Source organism: Streptomyces sp. NPDC049837 (assembly GCF_040674455.1).
Taxonomy (GTDB): domain Bacteria; phylum Actinomycetota; class Actinomycetes; order Streptomycetales; family Streptomycetaceae; genus Streptomyces.
On record NZ_JBFAMP010000008.1, the window covers coordinates 278,826 to 299,090 of the forward strand.

Sequence of the window (20,265 nt, forward strand, 5' to 3'; positions counted from 1 at the left end):
GGCATCAGAGCCCGAAGCCGAGTCCGGACACGGCACCGAATCCGAAGTACGGGTTGGCGGTGATGTACCGGGTCTCGCAGTGGTCGGCGGCGCCGGCCGACCGGCGGCACAGGGTCATCGTGACGCTTCGGATGCCGCTGGGGTCCGTGGCCCGGATGTCCCGGAAGTCGGCGGTCGTGCCGCAGCCGCGGGTGTTGTGCCGGTCGCCCAGCGAGCGCGTGGCGCCGGAGCCCGTCCGGACGGTGAGCGTGGCGTAGAGGGACTTGTCGTCGCACGTCTGGTCGGCGACGGCGAGCGTTCCGTCGCGGAAGGAGTGCTTGTCGACCCAGGTCACCTGGATACGGGTCCGGTCTCCCCAGCTAGCGGTGATGTCACCGCTGGAGGTGGTCGCCCAGCCCTGCCCGGCGGACCCCAGGGTGAGCGCGGTCGTGGCGGCGATGACGAAACCTGCACGGCGCATGTGAATGTCTCCTGTCCGGTGGCCTGCCCCGAGGTGCAGCACTACCCGGCGGGCGCGGCCGGTCACGAGGGGCCGGGCACAATCACACGGCCGGCTCAGCCCGTTCGGCCGAGCGTGACGACCGCCGCGTGCCCGTCCGTACGCACGGCCGTCCCGGGCGCGTCGCACAACACGGCGTCGTAGCGCCCCAGTTGGACGCCCGCCACCTCCGCCGGGCCGTCCAGGGCGACGACGAGCACCGTCGCGTCCGGCGGGGCCGCCACGGTCAGCTCGCCCCGCACCACCGCGACCGCCGCCCCGGCCGCCCCCCGCCGGTACATCACGTTCAGGTTGACGACCGGCCCGGCGAGGAGCCGCCCGTCGGTCGGGACGTCGCCGGGGAAGGGGCGGGGGACGTACCGCTCCGCGCGCAGGTGCCGTCCGCCGGTGTCGAGGTTCATGCCCGTGCCGTCGACGACGGTCAGGATGCGTTCCGTCCCGGGGAAGGCGGAGAACGGCCCGTCGGCGCGGACGTCGGCGAGGCTCACCCGCCAGTCGAAGCCCTCCAGGCCGGCGTCCCCGGGGTACGCGGCGATCTCGCGCGTGACGCCGCCGCCGTTCTTCCACGGCAGCGCCGTCCGCTCCGCCGCCCGCAGTACGGTGCTCATCGCACGATGCCCTGCGCGCGGGCGGCGGCGAGCCAGGCGGGGAACTCGGCGACCAGGCGGTCGTACAGCTCGGCGTCCGGGACACGGCGCGGGTCGGTGCCCGCGTGGAAGAAGCCCGCGTTGTCCACGCACCGCTTGCCCGGGACGGCCAGCTCGTCGAGCTTGCGCAGGAACTCGAACTGGCGGCTGCCCGGGTCGCCGAAGCCGATGAACTGCCAGAAGAGCGGCAGCCTGGCCGCCTTGCACAGGTAGCGTTCGGCGGCGAGCTTGTTGATCGGCCCGCCGTCCGTCTGGAAGACGACCAGCGCCGGGGCGGTGGCGCCGCTGTCGAGGTAGTGGTCGATGACCGCGTCCATGGCCAGGTGGTAGCTGGTCTTGCCCATGTGGCCGAGGCCCGCCACGATCCGGTCGATCCGGCCCTGGTGGTCGGCGAGCGCGATGTCGGTCTCGGCGTCGATGTCCGTGGAGAAGAAGACCACCGGCACGCGCCCGTCGTCGTCGAGGTTCGCCGACAGGCCCAGCACCCGGTCGGCGAGGGCCTGCACGCTGCCGTCCTTGTAGTACGGCTTCATCGACCCCGAGTAGTCGATGACCAGGTAGACCGCCGCCCGCTCGCCGCTCAGCCCGTGCTTGCGCAGGCTGACGCCCGCGCTCTTGTAGAGGCTGACCAGGGCCGGCGCGGTCTCTTCCATTTTCCGGAGGCTGATCGGCATGACGATCAGACTAGGCGACCGTCACAGCTCCTCCCCGAGCGGCAGCCGGCGCACCCCCGGCAGGAACTCGTCCAACTCCCCCGGCTGGAACCGGTACATGCCCACCACGTGCCAGAACTCCCCTGCCACGTTCCCCTCGTACTTGTAGCCACCGGACGGTGTCAGTGCCGCCCAGCCGCCCGGTACGCCGATGAGGGTGGCGCGCGGCGACGGGGCGCCGCCGTCGGCGGGGAGGTTCCACAGGCGGACCGTGCCGTCCTCGGCGCCGCTGGCCAGCGCCGTGCCGTCGGGGCTGAACGCGACCGACAGGACGCGGCCGGTGTGGCCGGTGAGTTCGGCGAGCCGGGCGCCGGTGTCGGCGTTCCACAGGACGACCGTGCGGTTGTCGCCGGCGGCGGCGATGACCGGGCGCGAGGGGTGCGCGGCGACCGTCCACAGCTTGCCCCCGCCCGCGCGCAGCCGGAGCCGGGGGCGGGCCTCGCCGTCGTGCCGGACGATGACGGTGCCGTCCCAGGAGGCGCTGGCGAGCCAGGCATCGCCGGGGCCGAAGGCGACGCCGTACACCCGGTCCTCGTGCCCGGACAGTTCGGCGATCAGCCGGCCCTCGCGCGCTTCCCAGAGCCGTACGCGACTGTCGTCGCAGCCGGTGGCGAGCAGGTCGCCGCCCGAGTTGCCGGCGCGGAACGCGATGGACCGCACCCGGCCCCGGTGCCGGTCGAGGGTGGCGATGCGGGCACCGGTGGAGCGGAACCAGAGGCGCACGGTGTCGTCGTCGTTGGCGGTCGCCAGCAGGTCGCCCGCGTGGTTGAACGCCTGGGCCCAGATGTGCTCGGTCTCGGCGTCCAGTTCGCGCAGGAACTCGCCGTCCTGGTTCCACAGGTAGACGCCGCCGTCGTTGCTGGCGGTGCCGAGGACCGGCCGGGCGGGGCTGAAGGCGGCCGAGACGAGCCGGTCGCCGCGCCCGGTGAGCTCCTCGGTGCGCGCGCCGGTGCGGGTGTCCCACAGCCGTACGGCGCCGTCGCTGCCGCAGGAGGCGAGGCGGGTGCCGTCGGCGCTGAACGTGACGCCGGTGACGCGCCGGCCGTGGCCGCGCAGGATGCGCTTGCCCTGGCCGGTGGCGGCCTCCCAGATCTGCGCGCCGCCGTCGTTGCCGACGGTCAGGAGCTGCGACTCGTACGGGTGGAAGGCGCACGCCCAGGCGGAGCCCCGGTGCGGGGTGGGCCGGCGGGCGTGGAGGGTGACGACGTGGCCCTGGCGGGGCGTGCTGGTGACCGTCCACAGCCGGACCGTGCCGTCGCTGTCGCAGCCGGCGAGCAGTTTGCCGTCGGCGCTGAACAGGACCTGGTACATCGCGCCGGGGCAGCGCTCCAGGCTGCCGAGCGGGGTGCCGACGACCGGGTCCCACAGCCGGACCTGCCCGTCGGTGCAGCCGCTGACCAGCAGCCGCCCGCCGGGGTGGAAGTCCAGGGTGTAGACGCGCCCGGTGTGCCCGGCGAACTCCTGCCGCAGCCGGCCCTCCGCCGCCTCCCAGACGCGTACCGCCCCGGCCCGGTCACCGGTGGCGATCAGCGTGCCGTCGGGGCTGTACCGCGCCCGGTAGACGGCGCCGCCGTGGCGGGGCAGCTCGCGCTCGCAGCGCCCGCTGTCCAGGGACCACATCCGTACGTCGGCGGCGGCGTCGCCCGTGACGAGGGTGTGCCCGTCGGGGCTGAAGACGGCGGTGTAGACGGGTGCGAGGTGGCCGGGCAGCCGGTGCACGGGCTCGCCGGTGGCCACGTCCCAGACGGTGACCAGCCCTTCGGCGTCACCGGTGGCGAGCCGGGTGCCGTCGGCGCTCAGCGTGACCGGCCACACCCCGTCGGGGTGGATGTCCAGGCGGTGGCGGCACTCGCCGGAGACGGGGTCCCAGAGGCGTACGACACCGTCGGAGCCGCCGCTGGCGATGACGCCGGGGGCGTGCTTGACGGCGTACACGCGCCCCTCGTGGCCCTGGAGGGTGCGCAGCGCGCGGCCGCCCGCGGTGTCGCAGACGAGGATGCCGCCGTCCTCGCTGCCGACGAGGAGGAGTTCGCCGTCGGGGCTGTACGCGATGGGTTCGGGGAGCCGGCCGGTGCGCATGCCGTAGCCGTAGGGGACGCCGACGGACGAGGGGCGGAAGCCGGCGTCGACGGGCATGCCGGGGGCGAGAGCCGCGGTGCGGAGTTCGGGTGCGGCGCGGGTGGTGTCGTCGACGACGGGGTCGATGAGGGCGGCGCGGTGCCATCGGCTGCCGGTGAGGCGGGCGTCGCGCAGGTCGGTGCGGGTGAGGCGGGCGCGGCGGAGGTCGGTGCCGGTGAGGTTCGCGCCGCGCAGGTCGGCCCGGTCGAGGCGGGCGCCGGTGAGGCGGGCGTCGGTGAGGTCGGCCTGCTGGAGGTTGGCGCCGACGAGGCGGGTGTCGGTGAGGTCGGCGCCGGTGAGGTCGACGCCGGAGAAGTCCCGGTGGGAGAGGTCCTCGCCGGCGAGGCGGGCGCCGCGCAGATCGGCGTGGGCGGGTACGCGGAGCCGGTCGCCGATGCGGACGGCGTTGGCGCGGGCGGTCTCGTCCGCCTCGGCGCGGCCGCCCAGGGTCTCCCGTACCCACTGGGCGCACCGTTCGTGGTCGGCCAGGTCGCAGAGGAACTCGACGGCGAGGCGGCTGAGGGCGCGGCCGTGGAGGAGCCCGTCGTCGCCGTGGTCGAGGCGGCGGGCGGCCTCGCGGGCGATCAGCCACTCCTCGACGGAGCCGTGGATGAAGTGGAACAGCCCGTCGTCGGTGCGGACGAGGAGGCTGCCGGCGCCGACGGCGTGGCCGAGTTCGAGGCTGGAGCGGGCGGTGTCGGTGAGGCGGCTGAGGGTGTCGGCGACGGCGTCGGTGAGCTCGTCCAGGCGCAGCGCTGTGCGGCCGGACTCCCACAGGCGCTGGGCCAGTGCGGTGACGGCGGCCCACAGTTCGGTGAGGGTGAGGCCGGGCGGGGAGCCGGGGCCCTTGCGGCCGCGGTCGGCCTCGTACTGGAGCCAGGAGGTGAAGATGTCCTCGTAGAGGCGGGCGGGGCTCAGCGCGCGGCCGGCTCCGGCGACGGCGCGCAGCCGGTCGGTGCCGAGCTGGGCGACGAAGGACAGCAGCCGGGGGTTGCGGCACAGGGTGAGCAGGTCGGGGATGTTCTGGAGGAGCTGGAAGCGGCGTGCGGCGGCGTCCTCGTCGCCGTAGCTCTTGGCGAGGTAGGCGCGGATCTGGTCGGGGGTGAAGCCCTGCACGGACAGGATGCGGCGCTGCGGCAGCAGGCCGACGCGTTCGCCGAGGGCGGTGAGGACCTGTTCGTGGGACTTGAAGTGCTGGGTGCGGCTGGAGACGACGATCTTGGCGTTGTCGACGGCGGCGTCGAGGAGGACCTGGAGGTGGTCGGCGGCGCGGTCGTAGCTGACGCGGTTGACCAGTTCGTCGAAGCCGTCGAAGAGGAGGACGACGCGGCCCTGGGCGAGCATGTAGCGCAGCGCGCGCAGGTCGATGGTGTCGACGCCGTTGCCGGCGAGGTGGGCGGCGACGAGCCCTTCGAGGCTGTGGGCGCGGTCGAGGGTGTTGAGCGGGATGAGCAGCGGGGTGAGGTGCGGGAGTTCCTCGGGGATGCGGCGGGCGAGCTCGCGCAGCGCGAAGGTCTTGCCGTGGCCGAAGTCGCCGAGGAGCAGGACGAACCGGCCGTGGTCGGCCTCCAGGAGCTCCAGCAGGTCTTCGACGAGGTTGTCGTGTTCGGCGCCGGCGTCGATGTCGGGGCGGTCGGCGTCGCGGTAGCGCTGGGGGAGGTAGCGGACGGGGGCGTAGCTGTCGCTGGCGAGGAGGCGGCCGGTCTGGGCGGCGACGTAGCCGCGCAGGTCGAGCAGGCCCTGGAATTCGAGGAAGCTGCGGACGCGGATGCCGTGGCGGACGGCGCGGTCGCGTAACGCCTGGCCGGGGGCGGGGCCGTCGTGGACGAGTTCGGCTTCGACGCCGGGGCCGGTGGCGTGGAGCTGGGCCAGGAACCGGTCGAGCTGGTCCTCGGTGGGGGTGCCGGGGTGGATGGCGATCCGGAGCTGGCGGACGACGCCCTCCTCGCGCCAGGTGACCATGAGCTGGGCCATGTCGCCGGGTGTGCGGCGGGGCACGTCGCGCAGCCGTACGCCGTCGCGGCGGGCCAGGCACACCTCTTTGACGCGCTCGGTGAGCGAGTCGGGGGGCTCGTCGAACGGGGTGTGCTCGTGGACGGGGTCGGGGTCGGCGGCGCTGGTGACGGGGACGTCGGCGGCGGGGAAGATCCGGCGGGCGCGGGGCCAGGTGCCGGGGAACGTCTCGGGTCCGGTGCGTCCGCGGTCGTACCAGCGGGTGATGCCGTCGGCGGCGATGCGCAGCAGTTGGAAGCGGGCGGGTGCGGCGGCGCCGAGGACGGGCAGGCCGGCGCCGGGGTCGGCACCGGTGCCGGGCAGCCGGGTGTGGCTGGGGACGGAGCCGGTGGTGCGGGGGCCGCCGGTGGGGCCGTGCAGGAGCAGGTGGAGGCGGGGTGCGGCGAGTTCGGTGAGGGTGGCGCTGTCGTCGAGGGCGCCGGGGCCGCCCTCGGCGTCGCCGGGGCGGGTGCCGGGGGTGAGGGGGTGGCGCAGGGCACCGACGCGGAGCCAGCCCTCCTCCTCGTAGCTGCGCAGCGCCTCGGCGAACCAGGCGGCCTGGTCGCGGCCGACGTGGCCGTACTGGTCCTCCAGGCGGTGGCTGTAGGCGATGGACGAGTTGAACCCGGCGACGACGGTGTTCAGTTCGGGCACGGGGAACAGCGTCCAGGGCTGGTCGCTGTCGAAGACGGTGTCGAGGCCGTGGTAGAAGCTGCGGAACAGCCGGGTGTAGTGGCGCCACTTGGGCCAGTACGGGGGCTGCGGGGCGACCTCGTCGGCCTCGCAGGTGTGGAAGTAGGCGCGGCACGCGGACTGGTTGACGTCCTGGGCGCCGGGGACGATGACGACGCGCTGCGGCGGCAGGTCGAGCAGGGAGCGTACGGAGGTGAGGAAGGCGAGGGCCTGGTCGCATTCGCGGGGGCTGCCGGAGGCGGTGAGGTCGCCGGTGACGACGAGCAGGTCGGGGGCGGGCGCGCCGCTGTCGCGCAGCACGATGAGGTCGCCGCGGATCTCGCGGCGCAGCGCCTCCGGTTCGCGGCCGCGCCCGAAGTCGGGGCCGGCGAGGTGGAGGACGGTGACGGCGTCCTGGGCGGCGGCGCTGTGCGGGCCCTGCGGGTAGCGGGGCGCCTTCTGGGGGCGTCTGCGGCCGGCCCAGCCGGGGCCGCCGATCCACCGCTGCGCGGGCAGCCGGGCCTCGGGGGCGACGGGCTGTCCGGTGGTGCGGGCGGTGGCCGCGTCGCCGGGGTAGCCGGGGCGGCGGGCGGGCCGGGCGTGGCCGTCGAGGGCCTGCTCGACGCGGGCGAGGAGGAGGGAGCGGGCGGCGGCGCTGTCGTGGACGCCGACGAGGTCGACGTACGTGATGGTGGCGAGCAGCCCTTCGACGGGGATGTCGTCCACGCGGACGGTGAGCAGGCGCCGTTCCGGGGTCTCGGGGTCGGCGCGGAGGGCGGCGGTCCACTCCATCCGGCCGTAGGTGGAGCGCTCGTAGTGGCGGGAGAGAACGGCGATGACGGCGGCGGACTCGCTGACGCCGCGGTCCATGAAGTCGATGAAGTTGCTGCCGGGGACGAAGTCCCAGGCCTGTACGACGGTGCGGTATCCGGCCTCTTCCAGGGTCCAGGCGATCCAGGACGCCCAGGCCTCGTCGGCGGGCGAGTAGCTGATGAAGAAGTCCAATTCGCTTGTGCGCTGCCCTGTTTCGTCACCCCTCAGCATGTGTCCACATTAGGACGCGGCACGGTGCGGTGTCCGGGGGAAAATCTATGCTCGTCCCGTGACTTTCCTCGGACGCACGATCGGACGTGTGGGCGTACGTGTGGGCGGACGCCTGCATCCGCTGGACTGGCTGGCCGCCGGGCTCCTCGCGCTGGGACTGCTCGCGGTCGCCACGGGCCTGCTGCCGTCCGGTCCGGCGTCCGACGTGCTGGCCAGGATCGGGCCGCTGCTGGTGTTCCTGGCGACGGTGATCGTGCTGGCGGAGCTGACGGGGAAGGCCGAGGTCTTCGACGTGGTCGCCACCTGGGTGGCGCGGGCGGGGAAGGGCAGTTACGCGCTGCTGTTCGGGCTCTGCGTGCTGTTCGCGTCGGTGACCACCATCACCCTCAACCTGGACACGACGGCCGTGCTGTTGACGCCGGTGATGCTGGCGCTGGCGGCCCGGGTGGGCATCGCGGCGGTGCCGCTGGCGATGACGACGGTGTGGCTCGCGAACACGGCGAGCCTGCTGCTGCCCGTGTCGAACCTGACGAACCTGCTGGCCGCCGACCGGGTGGCGCTGTCGCCGTCGCAGATGGCGGCCGTGATGTGGCCGCCGCAGGTGGCGGCGATCGTGGCGACGATGGTGTGCCTGTGGGTGTTCTACTGGCGGCGTGGCCGGCGCGGCGAGGACCGTTACGTCCCGCCGGAGCCGCCGCGCCCCGCCGACCCGGTGCTGCTGCGGGTGTGCGCGCTGGCGTGCGGCGGGTTCCTGCTGGTGTTGCTGGTCGACCTGGTGCCGCTGTGGGCGGCGTCGACGACGGCGGCGCTGGTGGTCGCGGTGGCGTTCGCACGGCGCCGCCGCGAGGAGCTGCGGTGGTCCCTGGTGCCGTGGCGGCTGCTGGTGCTGGTGCCGGGGATGTTCCTGGTGGTGGAGACGGCCGGCGTGCTGGGGATGGACCGGATACTGGCCTCGGCGATCGGCGCCCAGGAGGGCCCGCTGGGGGTGCTGCGTACGGCGGCGGTGGGGGCGGGGTTCTCCAACGCGCTCAACAACCTCCCGGCGTACGTGGCCGGTGAGGCGGTGGTACCGCTCGGGCATCACGAGCAGTTGCTGGGGCTGCTGATCGGCGTCAACGTGGGCCCGCTGGTCACCCCGTGGGCGTCGTTGGCGACCCTGCTCTGGTTCGAGCGCTGCCGCTGGCACGGCACCCGCATCGACCTGGGCCGTTTCATGGGCACGAGCCTGGTGCTGGCCGCGTCGGGCACGCTGGCGGCGACGGTGGCGCTGTCGGCGACGTCGTGATTCACGCGCCGCGCAGGGCGGCGGCGACCTCTTCGAGTACGTAGGTGAGGGTTTCCGCCCGCGCGGCGACGAAGCTGCGCCCGGAGTCGGGGCCGGTGAACCCGGGCCGGAACGGCGCGCCGCGCAGGGTGCGCAGCTCCGCGCCCGCCTCGGCGGCGAGCAGCGCCCCGGGCGGCAGGTCGACGCCCTCGGCGCGGTAGCCGACGAACCCGTCGATGGTGCCGCGCGCCAGCATGCTCCAGCCCAGCAGCGGCGCCCACAGTTGCAGGACGCGCCGGCAGCGCCGCTCCAGCCCGCCGCGCAGCGCCGTCGCCACGGGGTCGCCGCGCCCCACCGCGTGGCCCTGCGTCCAGGCGAGCACGGGCCCCGGTCCCGGCAGGGTGCCGCACGGGCCGCGCAGCCGGGTGCCGTCGTCGTCGTGGGCGCCCTGGCCGGTGACGGCGTGCCAGGTGCGGCCGGTGACGGGTTCGTGGACGACGCCGACGACCGGGGTGTCCCCGACGCACAGCCCGATGCCGACGACGTACGCGGGCAGTCCGATGGCCACGTTGTTGCTGCCGTCCAGCGGGTCGACCAGCCAGGTGCGGCCGTTGCCCGTCTCCAGCAGCCCGGCCTCCTCGGAGAGGATCCGGTCGTGCGGGAAGTGGCGCCGCAGCCGGGCGAGGATCAGCTCCTCGGCGGCCAGGTCCAGGTCGGTGACCACGTCGCCGTGCGTGCCCTTGGTCCGTACGGCCTTCGCGTCGGCGAAGTGGCCGCGCAGCAGCCGTCCGGTCGCCTCGGCCGCGGCGACGGCCACCCGGCGTTCGGCCGCGAACGGCGGGCGGCGGCCGATGTCAGGCGCGGCGTTCTGCATGGATCCTCCCCAGGGCCGTGCGCACGGCCCGCATGGTCGCCTCGGTCCCGTACAGCCGGCGGGTCGTGCGGCGCGGCGGCCCGTCGAGCGGGCCGAGCGACAGGTCCCGTCCGCCGGGCAGGGACCGTCCCAGGACGAGGGTGGCGGCCGCGCGGCCCGGTGTCACCACCGTGGTGTGGAACTCGCCCGCGTCCAGCGCGTACGTCTCCCCCGCCGGGCTGTGGTGCACGGGCCCCGGCTCGCCGCGCACCAGCCGCGCGGTGGGCCGTATCTCGTCCACCCCGCCGGGGCCGCTGTGCACCTCGAAGACGCGGTGGGTGGGTGTGTCGGTGTCGTCCCGTACGCGGACGCGGACGTTGCCGACCTCCCCGTACAGGACGTGGCTGCGCAGCTCCCAGCTATGGGCGTGCAGCGGCGGCACTTCGGCGGTGTCCCGGCCGCCGCCGAAGAGGTGGACGCAGACGCCGTCGGCTCCCTCTCTGACCAGCGGCAGGCACAGGAAGCCGAGCGGGTGCCGGACGGCGGGCAGGTCCCGCTTCCCCGAGGCGATCTCCTCCAGGACGGGTACGAAGGTGTCGACGTGGCGGCGCATGGGGTCGTCGTGCCGGGCGTCCATGTCGTCCATGTCGTCCATGGCGGACGGTTCACCTCCCGTAGGGGTCCTCTGCGTGCAGGGCCTTGGCGATGACCTCGCCGACGTCGGCGTCGGTGAAGGTGCGGGGCAGGGGCAGCGCGAGCGCGTCGAACAGGGCGCGCACTTCGTCGACGGTCGGGGACAGGCTGAGCAGGGTGGCGTTGCGCAGGTCGACCGCGGTGGCCTGCTCGCGGCTCTGGTGAAGCTCCGTCAGGTAGTAGTCGTACAGCGGCTGTCCGCGCTTGACCTCCAGGTTGACCCGGGAGGGGTCGTCCTGGGTGATGATGAGGCTGGAGTCGGACAGGTCGAAACGGAGCGTCGGCACGGTCGACGACAGGTGGACGCTGATGTCGAGCGTGGTGAGCTGCATGCGGAACCAGCAGGCGGCGAGGACGGTGGCGTACGACTCCTTGCGGGCGCGGCCGGCGGTCCACACGTCCCCGGTCTGTGAGCGGCTGCCGGAGAACATGCGGCGGAACTGGGCGTAGGCGCTGCATGCCTGTTCGTCCGCGGGGTTCAGTATTTCGATCTTGACGTTGAGCTGCGAGCGCTGCTCCTTGGCGGCGCGTACGCACTGCGGGAGGGTGACGGCTCTGAGGTAGGTGCCGGTGCCGCCCTTGAAGTACCAGAGGTTGGTGCCCTGGCGTGCCTCGCGGAGCGCTTCGCGGACCTCGTTGCCGGCCAGGGAGCGGACCATGGTGAGGTCCTCGATGGCGCGGCGGGTGCCCGCCATGGCCTCCTGGATGGCGTGCGGGCGGCGGACCCGCTCGGAGAGGGAGCCGACGGCGAGGGCGCCGAGGACCACTAGGGTGGCGCCGGAGGCGAAGTCGGACTTGATGAGCTGGTCGCCGAAGATGTCCAGGAAGCCGACGGTCAGACCGATCCCGGCCGCGAAGACCACTTCGAAGTTGCGCAGGCAGAAGGCGACCGCCCGCTCCACCCGGTTCGTCCGCGCCGTTCGCTGCGTTCGCTCCGGCAACGCCATGACCGCATCCCCTCCCCCGATCGGGTAACCGATCGTAGGAGACGCGGTGCGGCCACCGACAGGGCGCATGTGGCGCACACAGGGCGCAGCGCCTGCCGAAGGTCCGGTCGGGGACACGGCAGGCGCTGCTGTGTTCCGCACGCCGTTGTACGGGACGTATGAGGGGTGCCCTCCGCCGCTGGAGCGGTTCGGGCCGGGGAAGCCGGTTCGCACCGACTCTACCGCGCGTGGTGCCGCCCTTCCGCACGGGCTCCGACCGGCACCCTGCCGGGGCCGGCCGGAGGGTGCCCCGCACCGCGTCGTGCGGGGCACCCGGTCCGAGGGAGGTCAGACCGTCAGGGCGCGATCCGTCGGGCGGATGGGGGCCGGGAGTTCGCTGGTGCCGGTCAGGTAGCGGTCCACGCCGCGTGCCGCCGAGCGGCCTTCGGCGATGGCCCAGACGATCAGCGACTGGCCACGGCCCGCGTCACCGGCGACGAAGACGCCGTCGACGTTGGTCGCGAAGTTCTCGTCGCGCGCGATGTTGCCGCGCTCGTCGAGCTCCAGGCCGAACTGCTGGACCAGGCCGTTGGACTGGTCGGTGCCCGTGAAGCCCATGGCCAGGGTGACGAGCTGGGCCGGGATCTTGCGCTCGGTGCCCGGCTTCTGCTCCAGCTTTCCGTCCTTGAACTCGACCTCCACGAGGTGGAGGAACTGGACGTTGCCGTCCTCGTCGCCCTCGAAGTGGGTGGTGGAGACGGAGTAGATCCGCTCGCCGCCCTCCTCGTGGGCCGAGGTGACCTTGTAGAGCATGGGGAAGGTCGGCCAGGGCTGGTTGGCGTTCCGCTCCTCGCCCGGCTTCGGCATGATCTCGAGCTGGGTGACGGAGGCCGCGCCCTGGCGGTGGGCGGTGCCCACGCAGTCCGCGCCGGTGTCGCCGCCGCCGATGACGACCACGTGCTTGCCCTCGGCGGTGATGGGCGGCTGGATGAAGTCGCCCTCCTGCACCTTGTTGGCGAGCGGCAGGTACTCCATCGCGAAGTGGATGCCCTTGAGCTCCCGGCCCGGGACCGGCAGGTCGCGCGAGACGGTGGCACCGGCGGCGATGACGACGGCGTCGTACCGCTGGCGCAGCTTCGCCGCGTCGATGTCGCGGCCGATCTCGATCTCGGTGCGGAACTTGGTGCCCTCCGCGCGCATCTGCTCGATGCGCCGGTTGATGTGCACCTTCTCCATCTTGAACTCGGGGATGCCGTACCGCAGCAGGCCGCCGATGCGGTCGGCCCGCTCGTACACGGCGACCGTGTGGCCGGCCCGGGTGAGCTGCTGCGCGGCGGCGAGACCGGCCGGGCCGGAGCCGATGACGGCGACGGTCTTGCCGGACAGCCGCTCCGGCGGCTGCGGCGTGACGTCACCGGAGTCCCACGCCTTGTCGATGATCGAGACCTCGACGTTCTTGATGGTGACGGCGGGCTGGTTGATGCCCAGCACGCACGCCGACTCGCACGGAGCCGGGCACAGCCGCCCGGTGAACTCCGGGAAGTTGTTCGTGGCGTGCAGCCGCTCGGAGGCGGCGGACCAGTCCTCGCGGTAGGCGTAGTCGTTCCACTCGGGGATGAGGTTTCCGAGCGGGCAGCCGTTGTGGCAGAACGGGATGCCGCAGTCCATGCACCGGCCGGCCTGCTTGCTGATGATCGGCAGCAGGGAGCCGGGGACGTAGACCTCGTTCCAGTCCTTGACGCGCTCGGCCACGGGGCGGGTCTTGGCGACCTCGCGCCCGGTGGTCAGGAAGCCCTTGGGGTCAGCCATTGGTCGCCGCCTCCATCATCTTCTCGGTGGTCTCCTGCTCGGAGAGACCGGCGAGCTCAGCGGCGTCCTTGGCGGCGAGCACTGCCTTGTACGTGGTCGGGATGATCTTGCTGAATCGGGTCACCGCGGTGTCCCAGTCGGCAAGGAGCTTCTCGGCTACGGTCGAGCCCGTCTCCTCGTGGTGGCGGCGCACGACGTCGTGCAGCCACGCCTGGTCCGTCTCGTCCAGGGCCTCGATCGCGCCGAGGTTGCCGGAGTTGACGTTGTCCCGGTCGAGGTCGATGACGTACGCGACACCGCCCGACATACCGGCCGCGAAGTTGCGGCCCGTCTCGCCGAGGACGACCGCGTGACCGCCGGTCATGTACTCACAGCCGTGGTCGCCCACGCCCTCGGAGACGACCAGCGCGCCGGAGTTGCGGACGCAGAACCGCTCGCCGGTGCGGCCGCGGAGGAAGATCTCGCCGCCGGTCGCGCCGTACGCGATGGTGTTGCCCGCGATGGTGGAGTACTCGGCCAGGTGGTCGGCGCCCCGGTCGGGGCGGACGATGACCCGGCCGCCGGACAGGCCCTTGCCGACGTAGTCGTTGGCGTCGCCCTCCAGGCGCAGCGTGATGCCGCGCGGCACGAACGCGCCGAAGGACTGGCCGGCCGAGCCGGTGAAGGTGATGTCGATGGTGTCGTCGGGCAGGCCCGCGCCACCGAACTTCTTCGTCACCTCGTGGCCGAGCATCGTGCCGACCGTGCGGTTGATGTTGCGGATCGCGACCTGGGCGCGGACCGGCTGGGCCTCCTCGGCGGAGGCGGCGCCGAGCGCTTCGGCGGCCAGCTCGATGAGCTGGTTGTCGAGCGCCTTCTCCAGGCCGTGGTCCTGCTCGATGAGCTGGTGGCGCACCGCGCCCTCGGGCAGCTCGGGCACGTAGAACAGCGGCTCCAGGTCCAGGCCCTGCGCCTTCCAGTGGTTCACGGCACGGGTGGTGTCGAGCAGCTCGGCGTGGCCGACGGCCTCCTCCAGCGTGCGGAAGCCCAGCTCGGCGAGGAGCTCGCGCACCTCCTCCGCGATGAACTGGAAGAAGTTGACGACGTACTCGGCCTTGCCGGAGAAGCGGTCGCGCAGCACCGGGTTCTGGGTGGCGATGCCGACCGGGCAGGTGTCCAGGTGGCAGACGCGCATCATGACGCAGCCGGAGACGACGAGCGGCGCGGTCGCGAAACCGAACTCCTCGGCGCCGAGGAGCGCGGCGATGACGACGTCGCGGCCGGTCTTGAGCTGGCCGTCGGTCTGGACGACGATCCGGTCGCGCAGGCCGTTGAGCAGCAGGGTCTGCTGGGTCTCGGCGAGGCCGAGCTCCCAGGGGCCACCCGCGTGCTTCAGCGACGTCAGCGGCGAGGCGCCCGTACCGCCGTCGTGGCCGGAGATCAGCACGACGTCCGCGTGGGCCTTGGACACACCGGCGGCGACCGTACCCACGCCGACCTCGGACACCAGCTTCACGTGGATGCGGGCGGCCGGGTTGGCGTTCTTGAGGTCGTGGATGAGCTGGGCCAGGTCCTCGATGGAGTAGATGTCGTGGTGCGGCGGCGGGGAGATCAGGCCGACACCCGGGGTGGAGTGCCGGGTCTTGGCCACCCACGGGTAGACCTTGTGGCCCGGGAGCTGGCCGCCCTCGCCGGGCTTGGCGCCCTGGGCCATCTTGATCTGGATGTCGTCCGCGTTGACCAGGTACTCGGAGGTGACGCCGAAGCGGCCGGAGGCGACCTGCTTGATCGACGAACGCCGCGCCGGGTCGTAGAGGCGCTCGGGGTCCTCGCCACCCTCACCGGTGTTCGACTTGCCACCGAGCTGGTTCATGGCGATGGCGAGCGTCTCGTGCGCCTCCTGGGAGATGGAGCCGTACGACATGGCGCCGGTGGAGAACCGCTTGACGATCTCGCTGGCCGGCTCGACCTCCTCGATGGGGATCGAGGGGCGGCCGGACTTGAAGCCGAACAGGCCGCGCAGCGTCATCAGGCGCTCGGACTGCTCGTTCACCCGGTCCGTGTACTTCTTGAAGATGTCGTAGCGGCCGGAGCGCGTGGCGTGCTGGAGGCGGAAGACCGTCTCCGGGTCGAACAGGTGCGGCTCGCCCTCGCGGCGCCACTGGTACTCGCCGCCGATCTCCAGCGCGCGGTGCGCGGAGGGGACGCCGGAGGCGGGGTACGCCTTGGCGTGACGGGCGGCGACCTCCTTGGCGACGACGTCCAGGCCGGCGCCGCCGATCTTGGTGGCGGTGCCGTTGAAGTACTTCTCGACAAAGGCCTCGTCCAGGCCGACGGCCTCGAAGACCTGCGCGCCGCGGTAGGAGGCGACGGTCGAGATGCCCATCTTGGACATGACCTTCAGGACGCCCTTGCCGAGGGCGTAGATCAGGTTGCGGATCGCCTGCTCGGGCTCCAGGCCCTCGACGAAGGTGCCGGCGCGGACCAGGTCCTCGACGGACTCCATGGCGAGGTACGGGTTGACGGCGGCGGCGCCGTAGCCGATGAGCAGCGCGACGTGGTGCACCTCGCGGACGTCACCGGCCTCGACCAGCAGGCCCACCTGGGTGCGCTGCTTGGTGCGGATGAGGTGGTGGTGGACGGCCGAGGTGAGCAGCAGCGACGGGATCGGCGCGTGCTCGGCGTCGGAGTGCCGGTCGGAGAGCACGATCAGGCGGGCGCCGCCCTCGATGGCGGCGTCGGCCTCGGCGCAGATCTCCTCGATGCGGGCGGCCAGGGCCTCGCCGCCGCCGGAGACCCGGTAGAGGCCGGAGAGCGTGGCGGCCTTCATGCCGGGCATGTCGCCGTCGGCGTTGATGTGGATGAGCTTGGCCAGCTCGTCGTTGTCGATGACGGGGAACGGCAGGGTGACGCTGCGGCAGGACGCGGCGGTCGGCTCCAGCAGGTTGCCCTGGGGGCCGAGCGAGGAGTGCAGCGAGGTGACGAGCTCCTCGCGGATGGCGTCCAGCGGCGGGTTGGTGACCTGCGCGAAGAGCTGGGTGAAGTAGTCGAACAGCAGTCGCGGGCGCTCGGAGAGCGCGGCGATCGGCGAGTCCGTGCCCATGGAGCCGATCGGCTCGGCGCCGGTGCGGGCCATCGGCGCGAGGAGGACGCGCAGCTCCTCCTCGGTGTAGCCGAAGGTCTGCTGGCGGCGGGTGACCGAGGCGTGGGTGTGGACGATGTGCTCGCGCTCGGGGAGGTCCTCGAGCTCGATGATCCCGCTCTCCAGCCAGTCCTGGTACGGGTGCTCGGCGGCGAGGGCGGCCTTGATCTCGTCGTCCTCGATGATGCGGTGCTCGGCGGTGTCGACGAGGAACATCTTGCCGGGCTGGAGGCGGCCCTTGCGGACGACCTTGGCGGGGTCGATGTCGAGGACGCCGACCTCGGAGGACAGCACGACGAGGCCCTCGTCGGTGACCCAGTAGCGGCCGGGGCGCAGACCGTTGCGGTCGAGAACGGCGCCGACCTGGGTGCCGTCGGTGAAGGTGACGCAGGCGGGGCCGTCCCAGGGCTCCATCATCGTGGAGTGGTACTGGTAGAAGGCGCGCCGGGCCGGGTCCATGGAGTCGTGGTTCTCCCACGCCTCGGGGACCATCATCAGGACGCTGTGCGGCAGCGAACGGCCACCGAGGTGGAGCAGCTCCAGCACCTCGTCGAAGGAGGCCGAGTCGGAGGCGTCCGGCGTGCAGACCGGGAAGATCCGGTCCAGCTTCTCAGGCCCGAAGAGGTCGGAGACGAGCTGCGACTCACGGGCCCGCATCCAGTTGCGGTTGCCCTTGACCGTGTTGATCTCGCCGTTGTGCGCGACGAAGCGGTACGGGTGGGCCAGCGGCCAGCTCGGGAAGGTGTTGGTGGAGAACCGGGAGTGGACGAGCGCGACGGCGGTGGCGCAGCGGCGGTCCGACAGGTCCGGGAAGAAGGGCTCGAGCTGACCGGTGGTGAGCATGCCCTTGTAAACGATGGTGCGGGCGGAGAGCGAGGGGAAGTACACCCCGGCCTCGCGCTCGGCGCGCTTGCGCAGCACGAACGCCTTGCGGTCCAGGGCGATGCCCGCGCTCGTACCGCCGTCGCTGACGAAGAGCTGGCGGAAGGCCGGCATGGTGGAGCGGGCGGTGGCGCCGAGCAGCTCGGGGGCGACGGGGACGTCGCGCCAGCCGAGGACGGTCAGGTTCTCCTCTGCGGCGATCGCCTCGATCCGCTCGACGGCCTGTGCGGAGCCGTCGGCGGGGAGGAAGGCGATGCCGACGGCGTACTCGCCGGCCGCCGGGAGCTCGAAGTCGGTGACCTCGCGGAGGAACGCGTCCGGCACCTGGAAGAGGATGCCCGCGCCGTCGCCGGAGTCGGGCTCGGAGCCGGTGGCGCCCCGGTGCTCCAGGTTGCGCAGAACGGTCAGCGCCTGCTCCACCAGCGCGTGGCTGGCGACACCGGTGAGGGTGGCGACGAACCCGACACCGCAGGCGTCGTGCTCGTTGCGGGGGTCGTACATACCCTGCGGGGCGGGGCGACCGTCCATGGGCGACCAGGCGTCGGAACGCATCGGCTCTCCCGTCGTCGTCGTGGCATATGCAGTGCCGAAGGGACGACGTTGGCCCTCCGCGAAATTTCGTGCAGGTTACATGATGGAGTGCTTCTCGAAGAACGGATAGCTCATTCCAGCATGCGGACACCGCTGGTGGCGGTGGAGGTGGTTCATCGGCTTCCAGGGGCAGGCCGTCGAAGGATCGGCGTCCGGCGGCCTGCGGGGGGAGCGCGGGCTTCATTGCCCGCAGCGCTAACGGCTCATGCCCTGTGATGAGGGGATCGAAACCGCCGTGTTACGGCTACTTATGTGCCGCGTCGCATAGTGTCTCATCGGAGGAGCGCATCGGGCTATTGGACGTTCGTCACAACGACTACGGCCTTCCGCACAACGGTACGGCAACGGTACGGCGAAGCCCCCTCGATCGCCTGCCGAGGGGGCTGACCTGGAGGTTCTCAGACCGCGGCGCCGAACAGGGCCCCGAGCCCGTAGGTGACGGCCGCCGCCGCGCCGCCCAGCGCGAGCTGACGCAGCCCGCTGTACCACCAGCTACGCGCGGTCACCCGGGCCACCAGCGCGCCGCACGCGAACAGCCCGACGAGCGCCACCAGCACCGCCGGCCACAGGGCCGTCGCGCCGAGCAGGTACGGCAGGACGGGCAGCAGCGCGCCGAGCGCGAACGATCCGAAGGACGAGACGGCGGCGACCATCGGCGAGGGCAGGTCGTCCGGGTCGATGCCGAGCTCCTCGCGGGCGTGGATCTCCAGCGCCTGCTCCGGGTCCTTCGACAACTGCATGGCGACCTCGCGGGCGAGCGGCGGCTCGACGCCACGCGCCACGTACAGCGCGGCCAGCTCCTCCATCTCGTCCACCGGGTGCTTGCGCAGTTGGTGACGCTCCACGTCCAGTTCGGCCTGGACCAGCTCGCGCTGCGAGGCCACGGAGGTGTACTCGCCGGCGGCCATGGAGAACGCGCCGGCCGCGAGCCCGGCCAGGCCCGTGATGACGATGGTCTGCTGCGACACCGCGCCGCCCGCCACACCCGTCATGAGGGCGAGGTTGGACACGAGACCGTCCATCGCGCCGAAGACGGCGGGGCGGAGCCAGCCACCGTTCACATCGCGGTGCGTGTGGTTGTCGCGGTGCGCCTCGTGAAGCGTCGCCTCGGTCTCGATGATGGACACAGCTCTCCCCTTGATACGTGCGTACAGCAGCGGGCACGGGCCATCCCGCTCCCCCCAACACCCTCGAAACTACGCGCGATGTAAGGGGCGCGCCAGCAAGGCAGGCTTTACTAACCAGCGTTGACCGGCGGGTGAGGCACCCGGGTGAAGCTGCCGCCGGCCTGACGACCCGGCACCCCCGACGTGGCACAGATCCAGGAATCGGACCGGTGCGCACGGAAGGGCCACGGCATGGACCCGATCGCCTGCGATCCAGCCCCCGCCGACACCGCGGTGCTCCTCGACCGCGCCCGGGGCGCGCTGCTGGGACTGGCCGTCGGCGACGCGCTCGGGGCGCCCGCCGAGAACATGCGCCCCTCCGAGATCCGCCGCCGCTGGGGCCGTATCGAGGGGTTCGTCAGCGAGGACCCGGTGGGTACGGACGACACCGAGTACGCGATCTTCTCAGGCCTGCTGCTGGCCCGGCACGGTTCCGCCCTGACCGTCTCACATGTCGAGAAGGCGTGGCACCGGTGGATCGCCGACCTGGACGAGGGGCCGTTCCGGGGCGCGGGCTTCAGCGAGCGCGGCACCCTGGAGAACCTCCGGCGGGGCCTGGCCGCCCCCATCTCGGCCCAGCACCGGCACGCCTGGAGCGACGGGCTGGCCATGCGGGCGGCGCCCTTCGGCGTCTTCGCGGCGGGGCGCCCGGCGGAGGCGGCGCGGCTGGTCGCCATCGACGGCACGGTGAGCCACGACGGCGAGGGCATCTACGGGGGCCAGGCGGTCGCGGCGGGCGTGGCGGCGGCGATGTCGGGCGCCGGTCCCGCCTCGGTCATCGCGGCCGCCCTGTCGGTGGTGCCCATGGACTCCTGGACGGCCCGCTCGATGCGCCGCGCGGTCGTCGCGGCCCAGCGCGTCCAGCCGGACCCGCTCGTCCGCGAACGGACCGTCCGCTCGGCGGTGGTCATCGGCGGCTACCCGTGGACGGACCTGGCCCCGGAGGCGGTCGGGCTCGCCTTCGGCGCGTTCGCGGCGGCCCGCGGCGACTTCCGTACGTCGGTCCTCACGGCCGTCAACATGGGCCGCGACGCCGACACCACCGCCGCGGTGGCGGGCGCCCTGGCCGGCGCGATGTCCGGCGCGACGGCGATCCCCCCGGACTGGGCGGCCGCCATCGGCCCCGTACGCGGCACCTGCCTCCCCTCGATGCGCGGCTACCACGTCCTCGACATCGCGGAGCTGCTCACCCCGTACGACGACACGGAGACCCCCTGATGCACCCCACGCCCCCCACGGCACCGGCACCCCCGGCAGGGCAGACGGCACCCGGAA

Annotated in this window: 12 protein-coding genes; 2 read left to right on the forward strand and 10 right to left on the reverse strand. The window is 72.8% G+C overall.

The window, feature by feature from the left end:
* Nucleotides 1-4: 4 nt before the first annotated feature.
* From AB0J57_RS23125 to AB0J57_RS23140, 4 genes are all read right to left on the reverse strand, one after another.
* Nucleotides 5-460, reverse strand: a complete 456-nt coding sequence (locus tag AB0J57_RS23125; RefSeq protein WP_366130172.1) for a hypothetical protein — start codon at nucleotides 458-460, stop codon at nucleotides 5-7.
* 95 nt (nucleotides 461-555) lie between these two features.
* Entirely contained in the window at nucleotides 556-1,107 is a 552-nt protein-coding gene (locus AB0J57_RS23130; protein WP_366130173.1) for a HutD family protein, read from the reverse strand.
* The gene (locus tag AB0J57_RS23135; protein ID WP_366130174.1) at nucleotides 1,104-1,820 is read right to left on the reverse strand and encodes a VWA domain-containing protein; all 717 of its coding nucleotides are present in this window, start codon (nucleotides 1,818-1,820) and stop codon (nucleotides 1,104-1,106) included. The genes AB0J57_RS23130 and AB0J57_RS23135 overlap by 4 nt, the downstream gene beginning before the upstream one ends.
* A gap of 21 nt (nucleotides 1,821-1,841) precedes the next feature.
* A complete protein-coding gene (locus AB0J57_RS23140) occupies nucleotides 1,842-7,685 on the reverse strand; it encodes a TIR domain-containing protein (RefSeq protein WP_366130175.1) in 5,844 nt (1,947 codons plus the stop codon).
* 88 nt (nucleotides 7,686-7,773) lie between these two features.
* On the opposite strand from AB0J57_RS23140, the gene AB0J57_RS23145 reads away from it, so the two are divergent.
* Complete coding sequence (locus tag AB0J57_RS23145; RefSeq protein ID WP_366130176.1) at nucleotides 7,774-8,970, forward strand: SLC13 family permease; 1,197 nt, start codon at nucleotides 7,774-7,776, stop codon at nucleotides 8,968-8,970.
* 1 nt (nucleotide 8,971) lies between these two features.
* On the opposite strand, the gene AB0J57_RS23150 is transcribed toward AB0J57_RS23145, so the two are convergent.
* The 6 genes from AB0J57_RS23150 to AB0J57_RS23175 form a co-directional block, all read right to left on the reverse strand.
* Nucleotides 8,972-9,823 (reverse strand): inositol monophosphatase family protein, encoded by an 852-nt coding sequence (locus AB0J57_RS23150; RefSeq protein WP_366130177.1) that lies wholly within the window; start codon nucleotides 9,821-9,823, stop codon nucleotides 8,972-8,974.
* Nucleotides 9,804-10,457, reverse strand: coding sequence for a hypothetical protein (locus AB0J57_RS23155; protein WP_366130178.1), 654 nt, complete (start codon nucleotides 10,455-10,457; stop codon nucleotides 9,804-9,806). The genes AB0J57_RS23150 and AB0J57_RS23155 overlap by 20 nt, the downstream gene beginning before the upstream one ends.
* 10 nt (nucleotides 10,458-10,467) lie before the next feature.
* Complete coding sequence (locus AB0J57_RS23160; RefSeq protein ID WP_366130179.1) at nucleotides 10,468-11,442, reverse strand: hypothetical protein; 975 nt, start codon at nucleotides 11,440-11,442, stop codon at nucleotides 10,468-10,470.
* 327 nt (nucleotides 11,443-11,769) lie between these two features.
* Nucleotides 11,770-13,230 (reverse strand): glutamate synthase subunit beta, encoded by a 1,461-nt coding sequence (locus AB0J57_RS23165; protein WP_366130180.1) that lies wholly within the window; start codon nucleotides 13,228-13,230, stop codon nucleotides 11,770-11,772.
* Nucleotides 13,223-17,785, reverse strand: coding sequence for a glutamate synthase large subunit (gene gltB / locus AB0J57_RS23170; protein WP_366130181.1), 4,563 nt, complete (start codon nucleotides 17,783-17,785; stop codon nucleotides 13,223-13,225). Before gltB ends, AB0J57_RS23165 begins: the two co-directional genes overlap by 8 nt.
* A 437-nt stretch (nucleotides 17,786-18,222) precedes the next feature.
* Nucleotides 18,223-18,951 carry a VIT1/CCC1 transporter family protein gene (locus AB0J57_RS23175; protein WP_366130182.1) on the reverse strand — a complete coding sequence of 243 codons (729 nt, stop codon included), beginning with the start codon at nucleotides 18,949-18,951 and terminating at the stop codon, nucleotides 18,223-18,225.
* Nucleotides 18,952-19,182: 231 nt separating this feature from the next.
* On the opposite strand from AB0J57_RS23175, the gene AB0J57_RS23180 reads away from it, so the two are divergent.
* On the forward strand, nucleotides 19,183-20,208 hold the full coding sequence (locus AB0J57_RS23180; RefSeq protein WP_366130183.1) for an ADP-ribosylglycohydrolase family protein: 1,026 nt from the start codon (nucleotides 19,183-19,185) through the stop codon (nucleotides 20,206-20,208).
* The last annotated feature ends 57 nt before the right edge of the window (nucleotides 20,209-20,265 follow it).